Origin of the sequence: Gluconobacter sp., from assembly GCF_047722525.1 — a bacterium.
GTDB lineage: Bacteria > Pseudomonadota > Alphaproteobacteria > Acetobacterales > Acetobacteraceae > Gluconobacter.
The window spans coordinates 1-13,024 of record NZ_JBDNYY010000037.1 but is presented as its reverse complement, the minus strand read 5'-3'; the positions used below and the strand labels follow the sequence as shown (position 1 = coordinate 13,024).

Here is a 13,024-nt window from a genome sequence, read left to right as displayed (position 1 = left end):
CATCGACGCGAGGTTTGCCGTGGCTCTTGGGAAAGAACGGCCGCAGACGCTCCATCTGTTCATCCGTCAGCCAAAACAGATCGCTCATCTTCAGTCTCCTCACCGAGCCTGAATCAGATTTCCACACTCAAATCAATGGGCCCTGAGCCTAACATGAGAAAAGAGGCCATAGCGAGCTATGTCGAAACCAAGAGTCGTTCCGAAACTATATAAATTTCAAAATTTTCTTTTTATTCTGGAATAGGATCATTCCGTAATATAGTCTCCTCACACAATATAGCGAGGCTCCGTCAGTGCCGGTGGAGAGTCGGGTTTGTCCGGTCAGGACAGAGACGCATGGGGTGGATCAATGGCGGTCCACTGGCCCGAGAGGGCGATGATGCATCCTTTTTGATGTGTCGTATGGAAATGTATTGTGGACAGGGGTTTCCTGAAAGCTGGGCACGCACCCACCCTGCTGGCCGCTTTTCTGTATTTCGACGTCTCATTCATGATCTGGGTTCTGCTGGGGCCTCTCGGCATTGCTATCGCACATGACCTGCATCTGAATGCCGGGCAGAAAGGTCTTCTTGTCGCAACCCCAGTGCTGGCTGGGGCCGGGTTTCGCGTACTGGCAGGCGGCCTCGTGGACGTGTTCGGTCCTCGTCATGTTGCGATTGCGGCGCAGCTTACGGTCATTATAGGCCTTGTCCTGATCTGGTACCTTGCGCCGCATACCTACGCCCAGATGTTTGGGCTTGCGGGTATTCTTGGCATTGCAGGCGCGTCTTTCGCAATCGCCCTTCCCCTTGCCTCTGTTTGGTACCCCCCACACTATCAGGGTACCGCTCTAGGCATTGCAGGTGCAGGCAACTCAGGAACTGCCCTTGCCTCACTTTTTGCGCCTGGACTTGCGGTTCTGGTCGGATGGCGAAATGTCATCGGGCTAGCAACGTTTCCGCTCATCTGCGTTTTGCTGCTTTTTCTCGTTCTTGCCAAGGAACCTGCCAATCGACCGCCATCCCCCGGCCTGCGCGCATGGGGATCCGTTCTGGGATCAGTCGATAGCTGGTTACTGATGTTTTTTTACAGCGTGACCTTCGGGGGGTTCGTTGGTCTTGCGTCTTTCCTGACCATTTATTTCAATGACCAATATAGCCTTTCACCCGCAGTTGCCGGTGCATGCACGGCGTTTGTCGTTTTCGTTGGCTCTTTTGTGCGACCTGTTGGCGGAGCCTTTGCCGATCGCGTTGGGGGTACAAAGGCTCTGATCGTTCTGTATGCAATCGCAGCGTTCTGCTTTGGCATCATCTCTCTCGGGCTTCCGACGATCTATCTCGCATTCCCGGCATTCTTCTTCGGGATGCTGACGCTTGGTCTGGGAAATGGAGCCGTCTTCCAGCTTGTGCCAACTCGTTTCCCGCGTCAGGTCGGCATTCTAACCGGTTTGGTTGGGATGGCTGGCGGTGTTGGCGGGTTTTATCTGGCCCTGTCACTCGGCGAAGCCCGGCAGATCGTCAATTCCTACGGGCCTGGATTTCTTGCCTTTGCCGGGATTTGCCTGATTGCCTGCATCTCCGTTGTTCTGTGTCATCGTCGTTGGATGGAGAAAGCATGATGGCTGGCCTCTCCATTTTTACGCCTCATCCCTATACGCCAGTTCTGGCAGATCTCGCTTTGGGAGCAATGGCATTCTCCAGCTCTTTGAAAGCTGACGATACCCCTCACCCCAGCACCAAAATTCACCCGTCTGCAACATCAAAAGTAAAAGCGGTCAGCCAGACGGTTCATTCTCAGCAGGGCCGGCCTCTCCACTCCCCGGACTGGGGCGTTTTCAATGCGGGGAACGGCGCCGCTTCCGGTTTCGGGTCAATGACGGGCTTTGGTCAGGTTCGTTGGGCGGAAGACTGGAGCGATGTTGTCAACATGCCGCCCGAACAGCGCAGAAATGACTGGTTCAATCGCCTGAAGTACATTCGCCTCAATGAGAGCGGAAGTATCTGGCTGTCTCTGAATGCGGAGGAACGCTTCCGTTACATCTATGAAAATCAGCCCTTGATGGGGACGGCCGGCAAAACCAATGCCAACCGTATTCTTCTTCGCAATCTGTATGGCGTGGATCTCCATCTGGGGGAGCATGTCCGCGCCTATGCCGAGTTTCTGTACGGCGTTGCTGGAGGCTCCAATACATATGGTTATCAGACAGGCGTTCAAAGGGAGCGACTGGATCTTCAGCAGGGCATTCTGGAAGTAAGGGGTAATATTCTGGGCGCCAAGGCAGGTGTTATTGGCGGCCGTCAGGTATTCCTTGATACGCCAGTCTTCATGCAGTCTGCCAGAGACCTGACCAATGCCCAGCAAACCTGGGATGGTTTCCGTGGCTATGCCATCTGGAAACGTTTTCGGGTGGATCTGTTTGATTTCATGCAGACCAACAAATTGCCTGACGCTGTTTTCGGGGACGGCACGAACTACAGTGCCAGGATGTATGGCGCCATGACGTCCACGGCGCTTCCCGCATTTAGAGCCATGGGAAAGAAGAGCCAGCTTTTCGCAGACGTCTTTTACATCGGCTATCTCTACAGTGGCACTACAGCGTCTATCCCGACCACAACGGGTACAGAGACCGGTTCCAGCCGCCGGGACAATGTCGGCATGCGTTTGTGGGGAAATGTCGGCCCTTTCTCGACGAGCCTGAGCGGTGTGTTTCAGGGAGGCCAGTTTCGGCCAGCACAGCAAAGCCAGCCAACCCGCGCCGCACGGGCTTATGCCGTCAATGCACCCCTGCTGTATAACCGGCCCGATCTTCCGACAAAACCGAGCGCTGGCCTTCAGGCGGATCTGTTCTCCGGCGGCTCCTACAAGAGCAAAGATGGAGCAGTCGGAACATTTGCCTCCCCCTATTTTCCTCTGCCGTATTATAATGACGTCACGTTGTCCGTGACGTCCCAGAACCTGATTGGTGTAGGGCCGCTCGCAACGTTTGCCCTACGGAAAAACCTTCACTTCAAGCTGCATGTTCCTTTCTTCTGGCGGGAAAGCACACAGGATGCGGTTTATGGCACAGGCAAGATCTATTCCTGGCGCAATGGGTTATCCGGCGGCTTTATCGGAGCTGCTCCCCAGACGCAGCTTGCCTGGAATTTTGCTCCGCACTGGACCTGGACGCACGACATCGTGGGCTTCATCGCGTCCCGTAGCATGCACGCAGCAGGCGCAAAGAGCGACGCATTCTACATGCAGACCCTCGAATTCAAGTTCTGACCATGACTGACCCACAGAACGGACGGATGACCATGAAAGAAAACATCATCATCATCGGCAACGGGATGGTTGGACATTACTGCGCCGAGCAGCTCGTCATGCACGGACTGCATGAAACGCATCAAATCCATGTCTTTGGTGCTGAACGCCACCATGCCTATGACCGCGTTCATCTTACGGAATACATGACGGGTCAGGATGCGCTGGCCCTGCGTCTGCATGAGGAAGATTTTCACTCGGCGCACGGCATCACCATGCATCTGGGTGTTCCAGTCATGCGGATCGACCGTGACGCCAGGACCGTGGAAAGTGAAGATGGTCTTCTGCCCTACAGCACCCTGATACTGGCGACAGGCTCTACGCCTTTCGTTCCGTCAGTCCCGGGCAATACCGGAACTGCGGGGCTGGTCTACCGTACGCTTGAAGATCTGGACGTCATCCGTGCCGCGGCTCAGGGCGCTCGCCACGGAACTGTCATCGGCGGAGGGTTACTGGGTCTGGAAGCTGCTCATGCCCTGAAACTTCTAGGGCTGGAGGTCAGTGTTGTTCAGCTTGGAGCACATCTGATGTCAGCCCAGCTCGATGAAGACGGTGGCCGCGCGCTCCGCAGCCGCATCGAGGCGCTGGGTATCGATGTGAGAACGTCACATGCGACAAAGGAAATCGTTGCAGGAGACCAGCACCGTCATCGCCTGATATTCGCAGACAGTCCTTCATTCGAAACCGATATGGTGGTCTTTTCCGCAGGCATCCGCCCTACAGATCAGCTTGGAAGAGCTTGCGGGTTAGCGGTGGGCGCGCGTGGTGGCATCGTGATCGACAATCAGTGCAGGACGTCCGATCCGGGCATTTTTGCCATAGGCGAATGCGCCCTCTGGCAGGGTCAGGTCTTTGGTCTGGTCGGGCCGGGATACACCATGGCACGCACAGTCGCCTCCCTGCTGGCCGGAGAAGATGCGGCCTTCACGGGGGCGGACATGTCTACCAAGCTCAAGCTTCAGGGCGTGGATGTCGGCTCGATCGGCGATGCGCATGGCCGTGAGCCCGGTGCGACGAGCTACCGCTTCATTGGAGAAGCAGACGGTTCCTATCGGCGCCTCGTTCTCTCTGCGGATGGCCAGCGCGTAACCGGGGCGATCCTCGTCGGAGACAACTCCTATTATGACACCATCTTCCAGTATGTTCAGAATGGCATCAAACCACCGGCTGACCCTGCTGTACTGATCCTGCCGCGTGGTGAAGGGGCAGAACTCCTGGGTGCGGATGCCCTGCCCGATACGGCCATGATCTGCTCCTGCCACAACGTCACGAAAGGCTCGATCTGTAACGCCATTGATGCGGGATGCGCTGACCTTGCCGCGCTCAAACAGGGCACAAAAGCCAGTACAGGCTGCGGTGGCTGCGCCGCACTGCTCAAGAGCGTGTTCGAAACGGAACTTGCGGCCAGAGGCATTGAGGTCGATCACAGCCTCTGCGAGCATTTTTCCCATACGCGTCAGGAGCTCTATTCCCTTGTCCGTGTCCACGGGATCCGCAGTTTTGAAGAGCTGATGGCCCGCCATGGTAACGGGGGTCTTGGCTGCGATATCTGCAAGCCAACCGTTGGCTCGATCCTGGCCTCTGCGTGGAACAAGCCGATCACCGATCCGCTCTATATTCCTTTGCAGGACACGAACGACACGTTCATGGCCAATATGCAAAAGAACGGCACTTATTCCGTGGTTCCCCGCATTGCTGGTGGGGAAATTACCCCGGACAGACTGATTGTCCTCGGGCAGGTCGCAAAAAAATATGGCCTTTACACCAAGATCACCGGTGGCCAGCGCGTTGATCTGTTTGGCGCCCAACTGCATCAGCTTCCTGAAATCTGGGGAGAACTTCTGGATGCTGGATTTGAGACAGGGCATGCCTACGGAAAGTCTACCCGGACGGTAAAATCCTGTGTTGGAAGCACCTGGTGCCGTTATGGCGTCCAGGACAGCGTCGGTAAGGCGTTGGATCTGGAGAACCGCTACAAGGGGCTGCGCTCTCCTCACAAGCTTAAATTCGCCGTATCCGGCTGTACCCGTGAATGCGCCGAAGCACAGAGCAAGGATGTGGGCATCATCGCCACGGAGAATGGCTGGAACCTGTATGTCTGTGGCAATGGCGGAATGCGTCCTCGCCATGCAGAGCTGTTCGCGACCGATCTCAATTCAGAAACGCTCGTGAAATACATCGACCGGTTTCTGATGTTCTACATTCGCACCGCAGACAAGCTCCAGCGCACGTCTGTCTGGCGGGAAGGCCTGGAGGGCGGTCTGGATTATCTCAAGGACGTCATTATCAAGGACAGCCTTGGCATTGCCGAAGAGCTGGAGCGTCAGATGCAACACGTGGTCGAAACATACCACTGTGAATGGAAAGATGCCCTCACGGACGGTGAAAAGCTCAAACGTTTCCGCACCTTCGTCAATGACACCCGCCCCGATCCAAACGTTCAGCTTGTTCCTGAGCGCGACCAGGTCAAGCCAGCCCCAAATCAGGCGGCCGTTCCTGAAGAGTCCGGCCCTGTGGAGTGGACAGCCCTCTGCAACACTAGTGATCTGGTGCCAAAATCAGGGGTGGTTGCTTGGTATGAAGGTGCACAGATTGCCCTGTTTTACCTGCCGGAAACAGAAACAACGACAGCCCGTGTTTTTGCCGTAGACAACCATGACCCGTTCTCGAAGGCCAATATCATTGGGCGCGGTATCATGGGGGATCTGCGGGGACAGCTCGTTGTCGCCTCCCCGCTTTACAAACAGCACTTCAATCTCGAAAGCGGGATCTGCCTTGAAGATCCCAGCAAATCCCTGCGCACTTGGGAGGGGCGCCTGACAGCGGAAGGCAAGGTTGAAATCCGCGCCAAGGTTATAGAAACCGCCGCAGAACGTCTTTCTGCCTGACAGTCATGGCACGGGAAGAGATCCGTTCTGTCTGCCCCTATTGCGGTGTCGGTTGCGGCATCGTGCTGGAGGTTGAGAACCATCAGATCGTCAAGGTGCGCGGAGATACCGAGCACCCGACGAATGGTGGTCGCCTATGCACCAAGGGAAGCTCCTGCGACAAACCAGTATCGTCGTCTGCGCGGCTGGATATTGCCCAGATCCGGCCAGATAGAACGTCCCTGCCCGTTCCCACCAAAATGAAGGCTGCCATCAAGGAAACGGCCCGTCGCCTGAAGAACATTCTGGAGGAACATGGACCGGATGCGATCTCCCTGTACGTCTCCGGCCAGATGTCTCTGGAAGCACAGTATCTCGCGAACAAACTCGTCAAGGGATACCTGAGAACACAGCATATCGAGTCCAACTCCCGTCTGTGCATGGCTGCGGCGGGTGCCGGCTACAAGCTCTCTCTGGGCGCAGACGCCCCCCCCGGAAGCTACGAGGACTTTGACTGCACGGACCTGTTCTTCGTGATTGGCGCCAATATGGCCGACTGTCACCCGATCCTGTTCCTGCGTCTGATGGACCGTAAGCGTCAGGGAGCAAAACTCATCGTCGTTGATCCACGGCGGGCTGCGACGGCAGACAAGGCCGACCTGTTCCTTCAGATCCGTCCCGGCACTGATCTGGCTCTGCTGAACGGCCTACTTCACATTCTGGTCCGCGATGACGCGATAGATCCGGACTTTATAGCCAGTGCGACAAAAGGCTGGAGCGAGATGCCCGCTTTTCTCGCGGACTATCATCCCGAGAGCGTTGCCGAGATTACCGGTCTTTCGAAGGACGATATCGAAACAACCGCCAGATGGATTGCGGAAGCAGATGCATGGCTGACTTTATGGACCATGGGACTGAACCAGAGCACTTCGGGAGCGTGGAATACCAACGCAATTTGCAATCTTCACCTCGCGACGGGCGCCATCTGTCGCCCGGGGGCTGGGCCTTTTTCCCTTACCGGGCAGCCCAACGCCATGGGTGGCAGGGAAATGGGCTATATGGGACCCGGCCTCCCCGGACAGCGCTCGGCATTGGTCGATGATGACCGTGCCTTTGTAGAGCAGCAATGGAAGCTACCCGCAGGAACCATTCGCAAAGCGGGCGGCCATGGCGCGATAGCAATGTTCGAAGCCATGAACCGCGGAGAAATCCGTGCGTGCTGGATCATTTGCACCAACCCTGTCGTGACCGTGCCACGGCGCGCCAACGTCACGGCTGCCCTTGAAGCCGCAGAGTTGGTTATTGTTCAGGATACCTACGCCGACACGGAAACCGCCGCTTATGCGGATATTCTTCTGCCGGGTGCGTTATGGGTCGAAGGAGACGGCGTGCTGGTCAATTCAGACCGTACCATGACGCTGGCCCGGCAGGCTGTCTCCCCGCCTGGTGAAGCCGTCGCAGACTGGGACATCATTGCCCGCGTTGCCTGCGAAATGGGCTTTGAGGAGGCTTTCACCTTCTCATCTGCTGCCGAAGTCTTTGCGGAACTCAGCCGTTTCGCGAACCCCAAAACGGGGTACGATATTTCCGGGGTCAGTCATGGCCGCCTGAAATCCGGACCTGTCCAGTGGCCGAACCAGGCGGGGGGCACCCTGCCCCGCCACCCGATCCGCTACCGGCCAGACCCAAATAAACCTCCGGTCTTCGCCACCGATGACGGAAAAGCAATTTTTCATCCTCGGCCTTATCTCCCTTTCGAAGAGCAGCCAGATGAGGATTTTCCTTTCCTGCTCAACACGGGCCGTCTCCAGCACCAATGGCACACGCTCACAAAAACCGGGCGGGTTGATGGACTCAACAAGCTTAACCCCGGGCCTTTTGTCGAAATCGCTCTGGCCGATGCCGAACGACTGGGCATCGGCAAGGAAGATCCTGTCGAGCTTCGGTCACGCCGGGGCACAGCAGTCCTCCCCGCCCGCCCTACCGATCGCGTTGCGCCCGGAACATGCTTCGCGCCCTTTCACTGGAACGACCGTTTCGGCGAAAATCTGACAATCAACGCTGTCACGGCCGATTTCACGGACCCCGTCTCGCTTCAGCCCGGGATCAAACACTGCGCGGTGTCCCTCTCGCGCATCGAACCTGTTTCTGCTTCGGCAGAGGAGAACGCTGCTACTATGCCGCTTGACCACATGACCCAGCATCTTGGCCTCGTTGCTTCAGAGCCACTGGCTCTGTCTGTCGAAAGCCGTCAGTGGTTGACGGGCTTTATGGAAGGCCTGAGGCTTGCTCCACCGGAAAACGAGCTTCCTTTTGTCCCTCTGAGCGCTCCTTTACCGACAGAGCAGAAAGCCAGAATTAATGGCCTTTTAGCAGGCCTATATGCACGCAGTCCTGTAACGAAGGATATTGCTGTTTCGGAAAGCCCGACAAACACCCACCCCAAGCTTCTTATTCGATGGGCCTCCCAAACAGGTCGGGCAGAAGGCTTGGCTCAAGAACTCATAATCTGGCTGAAAGAAAGAGGGCATGACGTCGATGCGATGAGCCTAGAGAGCTGCAAACCGGCCGATCTTTCCGGAACGGTCCTCTTCGTCGTCTCCACCTTCGGCGACGGAGATGCTCCTGATAGTGCCAACGCTTTCTGGGATGAGCTTCGCAAAACCCAAGGATCGCTTGAAGATGTTCGTTACGCCATGGTGGCGCTGGGGGACTCTTCATACGCCAATTTCTGTGGCTTCGGCCGGGCTCTTGATGAACGCCTGAAGGCGCTTGGTGCAATCCCGGTTATGGAACGGCAGGATTGCGAGCCCGATTATGAAGAAACGGTTGAGGCCTGGCAGCACAGATTTCTGTCTGCCTTGGGTGCCAAAGCAGCTTTCACACCAGCCATTCCGTTACCGGACGCACCAGCCATCACACGGGCCACCCCCGTAATTGCACGCGTCAGCCTTAATCATTACTTGACGGGATGTAATAGCGACAAGGAAACCCGGCAGATCGTTCTGAATCTTTCAGGGACTGGACTGCACTATGACCCAGGGGACGCTCTCGGGGTCTGGCCCTGCAATGCTGGCTCAACCGTTGAAACAGTTCTGAACGCTCTGGGGATGTCTTCCGATACGACAGTCTCCGTTCGAGGCCATGGGACCGTGTCTCTGAAAGACGCCCTGACCAGACATTTTGATCTTTCCCGGCCATCTCCTGCGCTTCTGGAAAAATTGGGAGCACAATCTGCCGGCTACCTGCCCGAGTTGCTGGCTGCCACCAAACTCGACGTGCAGGCGCAGGAGATCCCGAACCTTTTCCGCCGGATGCAGCCGCGCCTCTATTCAATCGCATCATCTCTGAAAGCCTACCCTGACAGCGTCCACATTACTGTGGGTATCAATAATGAACCCTACCCTGGCTTATGCTCAAACTGGCTGGCCAGTTTGTCTGAAGGATCTGAGGTTCCCGTCTTTTTGCAGGCAACATCCCAGTTCCGTCTACCGGAAGACGATGCCAAACCTGTCATCATGGTTGGACCGGGCACAGGCATTGCCCCCTTCCGCGCCTTTCTTCAAGAGCGTGCCGCCTGTAACAGTCCCGGCCGAAACTGGCTTTTCTTCGGAGAACGTCATGAAGAAAACGGGTTCTACTATCGCGAGGAACTCGAAGGCTTCATGGCGCAAGGCTGCCTGACGCATCTGCACACGGCATTCTCCCGTGATCAGGACCAACGTATTTATGTCCAGGACCGGATGGAAGAAAACGGGGAAGAACTTTGGAACTGGCTGCAGGAAGGCGCCTATTTCTACGTCTGTGGAGATGCCGCCCGTATGGCTCGGGATGTGGACAGTGCCTTGCGGCGCATCGTGGCACGTCATGGAATTATGTCTTCGGAGCAGGCTGATGACTATGTCAGTACCCTCACCCGAAATGGACGCTACGTCCGTGACGTGTACTGAGCCGGGCCCATGACAATGAAAATTCTTCTCGCAGACGAGAATTCCCAGCGTGCTGGGGCCCTCTCAGAGATTTTGAAAGCTGACCCTTCACTGGAGGTCATCCGGCTTGAGGGTTATGAAAGCCTGATTGCAGCCGTCAAAACTCATGTTCCTGACATTGTGCTCGTGGATATCTGTCGCGCTGATCGCGATGGGCTGGATAGTGTCCGTGCGCTGTCTTGTTCCGGTCTTGAACGCCCCATTGCACTCTTTGTGGACGAAGACGATGAGGCTCTTATGGAAGATGCTTTTGCAGCGGGAGTCTGTTCCTACAATGTGATGGATACGCCCCCTCGGAACGTCAAACCCCTGCTTCGATCGGCAATTGCCCTATATCGCCGCTTTCAGGAAACAACGGCTGAACTGAAAGCGGCTCGGCAGGTCCTTTCAGACCGGGAAACGGTCGATACAGCGAAGAAAACCTTCATGCGCAACGAACGCTGCGGCGAAGCTGAAGCCTATCGTTGGTTCAGACGCCGAGCCATGCAGCAGGCCCGCAAAATGGTGGATGTTGCCGCCGATTACCTCCGGGTTCAGACCAAGGATGATGCATCATGAGTTCTGCCATCAGAATAGGCTTGCTGAGGCTGGCAGATAGCGCCCCTCTGATTATTGCTCGTAACCTAGGAATATTTGAGAGACATGGGCTAGATGCAGAACTTATCGTATCGCCATCCTGGGCCAATGTTGCAGATGGTCTCGTCTGGAACGGACTGGACGCTGCTCTGATTTTTCCGCCTCTGGCGATTATGACAGCGCTTGGTCACCGTGGCCGAGAAATCAATCTCGGGCCGGGCATTCCTGTCAGTCGCGGCGGGAATACGATTGTTCTTCGTGGACCCAAAGTCCCCTCATTCCTCGGGGGAGATTTCACTACAGGACAGCGGAATTTTCAAATCTGGCAGAGAATCCTGAGACGTCGTCCCAAGCTGGCTGTTGTGCACCTGTACTCGACTCACTTCCTTATTTTGATAGACTTTCTCAGAAGCATTCACGCCGATCCGGAACACGACGTGGAAATCGTCGTCATGCCACCTGACCGCATGATTGATGCCTTGGGCTCCCAAGAAATCGACGGCTTTTGTGCCGGCCCACCGTGGGGAACTGAAGCTGATATTCGTGGCATTGGGTTCATCGTGACTGGTTCCATCAGCATCCGCCCCGGTCATTTGGAGAAAACTCTCGTGACGACGCAACGATGGAGCCAGAGTTCACCTGCGTTGTCACAAGCTCTTAAGAGAGCCGTCGGCGAAGCGACACACTTTTGTATGGACCCCAACAATTCTGCAGAAGTCGTTCGTCAACTTTCCAACTCTCTTGCGAACGGCGGCCTTGCCCTTCCCCCGGAAGCAACCGCACAAATCATGCCGGGTCACAAGACACCAAACTCCATGCAATTCGATTTTTCGGCGTTAGATGACGACTTTTCGATCAACTGGATGACTCAGGCCATGCAGGCACAATGTTGGTTAACTCCAGCCAACATGACGCGGCTTTACGAACTGGGCTGGCTCACACCCGCACCTATTTCCTGAACAACCCTAATTTTTCAGAGACAGAACCATGAGCACAGATCTGCAAATATTTGGTTTCGAACGCGACTTTGCCGATACACTGCGCTGTATTCCAATGAGCGTGCGCATGAAACTTGATGAGTGTGGAATAAAACTGAGCCTTCGCCAGTGGAGCCGTTTCAATTACAAAGATCGCTACGAACTCTGTTACCGTTCGACAGAGTCAGATGTCGATAAACAGCACTATCGTCAATTTCTGAAAGAATTAATTCGAGCACGCTCCAACGAAGAACCTGTTTTTCTTGCTACACCGCAACCTACAGAGTGGAAAGATGGACACTCTGTACCGACGTGCCTCCAGAAGCAGATTTTAGAAAAAAATCTTTCCCCTGTGTCGCCACAAAAATGGGCGACCTTAACCCCATTACAACGATTTTCTCTTATAAAACTCTGCCGATCCGGCCACGAAAATCACAATCTTCCTGCGGCTTTGAGAGAATTTACTCTTTGAGAGTGTTTAATATTGGGGTCGCTTCGAAAATGAATTTCCTGATTCTAAAGTCCAGCTTTTGCGCTTAAGCTCTCTGGGCTAAACACTAGGGATGTTGCCGAGGCGCATGTTTGGCCATCCGGATGGCATGATATTCGAGACTGTCATGGATCGCGCAACGCATGGTATGCGTCACGCTGCTGCACACGCCACCTTTCTTTCGGAAGGCGGACAAATGGATCGCGCGCCCATCGAGCGAATACACAGTTCATAAATGTATAAACATTATCGGAACCCCCTTCCGTTTAGGATACTCGAATATAAAACTATGCTTAATAAACAAGTATTATTTCTTGCAACATGAATTCCGATATAATAAATATCACGCGATAATATTTTATAATTTAATTTCTAATACTGATTATCGACGAAAATAATCTCATTTTTTAAATGAATTAAAAAATTCACATTAATTCTCAAAAAACCTTTTAAAATTTGGAAAAATTTATTGGGAAGAGAGCATGTCTCAAGATCGTCGTGGTTTTTTAAAACTTCTGGGAACCGGTTTTGCCGCAACAGCTCTCCAAAGCAGTATTCGGAACGCAATGGCTTTGCCTGCTAACAACAGAACAGGATCCATCAAGGATCTGGAGGGATCGAAGAACCCTTGATTGATACGCTTAGCTGGTGATTTCAGGTTTTTGGCGATTTGATTGACTACTTTTGGGTTCGTTTTCGATCTGCGTTTTGAGCAGATTGAGTGCTGCCCCCCGCTGGATTGCTATGCATTCGCGCTGATCCGCTCCAGGAAGAGGAAGCGGCGCATATGGAGGGTTCGAAAAACTCTCTGGTTATGAGGCCCTGTGTGTGATTCCATCGTTC

7 protein-coding genes and 1 pseudogene are annotated in these 13,024 nt (G+C 54.8%); 7 read left to right on the top strand and 1 reads right to left on the bottom strand.

Annotation, left to right across the window (positions count from 1 at the left end; genetic code table 11):
• Nucleotides 1-88 (bottom strand): annotated as a pseudogene (locus ABF859_RS14605) (IS5/IS1182 family transposase); the annotation flags it as partial.
• A gap of 327 nt (nucleotides 89-415) precedes the next feature.
• On the opposite strand from ABF859_RS14605, the gene ABF859_RS14600 reads away from it, so the two are divergent.
• The 7 genes from ABF859_RS14600 to ABF859_RS14570 are packed head-to-tail and all read left to right on the top strand — an operon-like array spanning nucleotide 416 to nucleotide 12,163.
• Entirely contained in the window at nucleotides 416-1,597 is a 1,182-nt protein-coding gene (locus tag ABF859_RS14600) for a nitrate/nitrite transporter (RefSeq protein ID WP_062493765.1), read from the top strand.
• Nucleotides 1,597-3,243: an alginate export family protein gene (locus ABF859_RS14595; protein ID WP_062105935.1), complete on the top strand. Its 1,647-nt coding sequence runs from the start codon at nucleotides 1,597-1,599 to the stop codon at nucleotides 3,241-3,243. Before ABF859_RS14600 ends, ABF859_RS14595 begins: the two co-directional genes overlap by 1 nt.
• Nucleotides 3,244-3,269: 26 nt before the next feature.
• A complete protein-coding gene (nirB, locus tag ABF859_RS14590; protein ID WP_062105930.1) occupies nucleotides 3,270-6,170 on the top strand; it encodes a nitrite reductase large subunit NirB in 2,901 nt (966 codons plus the stop codon).
• A 5-nt stretch (nucleotides 6,171-6,175) separates the two neighbouring features.
• Nucleotides 6,176-10,099, top strand: a complete 3,924-nt coding sequence (locus ABF859_RS14585) for a molybdopterin-dependent oxidoreductase (RefSeq protein ID WP_415528391.1) — start codon at nucleotides 6,176-6,178, stop codon at nucleotides 10,097-10,099.
• Between the two features lie 15 nt (nucleotides 10,100-10,114).
• On the top strand, nucleotides 10,115-10,696 hold the full coding sequence (locus ABF859_RS14580) for an ANTAR domain-containing response regulator (RefSeq protein WP_062105936.1): 582 nt from the start codon (nucleotides 10,115-10,117) through the stop codon (nucleotides 10,694-10,696).
• Nucleotides 10,693-11,673, top strand: coding sequence for a CmpA/NrtA family ABC transporter substrate-binding protein (locus ABF859_RS14575; RefSeq protein WP_062105933.1), 981 nt, complete (start codon nucleotides 10,693-10,695; stop codon nucleotides 11,671-11,673). Before ABF859_RS14580 ends, ABF859_RS14575 begins: the two co-directional genes overlap by 4 nt.
• A gap of 28 nt (nucleotides 11,674-11,701) precedes the next feature.
• Nucleotides 11,702-12,163, top strand: a complete 462-nt coding sequence (locus ABF859_RS14570) for a nitrate reductase associated protein (protein ID WP_082779982.1) — start codon at nucleotides 11,702-11,704, stop codon at nucleotides 12,161-12,163.
• Nucleotides 12,164-13,024 lie beyond the last annotated feature (861 nt).

Bases quoted from the DNA above. Each gene is read 5' to 3' on its own strand.
- ABF859_RS14595 (WP_062105935.1), top strand. From the start codon at position 1,597: ATGGCTGGCCTCTCCATTTTTACGCCTCATCCCTATACGCCAGTTCTG.
- nirB (WP_062105930.1), top strand. From the start codon at position 3,270: ATGACCATGAAAGAAAACATCATCATCATCGGCAACGGGATGGTTGGA.
- ABF859_RS14585 (WP_415528391.1), top strand. From the start codon at position 6,176: ATGGCACGGGAAGAGATCCGTTCTGTCTGCCCCTATTGCGGTGTCGGT.
- ABF859_RS14580 (WP_062105936.1), top strand. From the start codon at position 10,115: ATGAAAATTCTTCTCGCAGACGAGAATTCCCAGCGTGCTGGGGCCCTC.
- ABF859_RS14575 (WP_062105933.1), top strand. From the start codon at position 10,693: ATGAGTTCTGCCATCAGAATAGGCTTGCTGAGGCTGGCAGATAGCGCC.
- ABF859_RS14570 (WP_082779982.1), top strand. From the start codon at position 11,702: ATGAGCACAGATCTGCAAATATTTGGTTTCGAACGCGACTTTGCCGAT.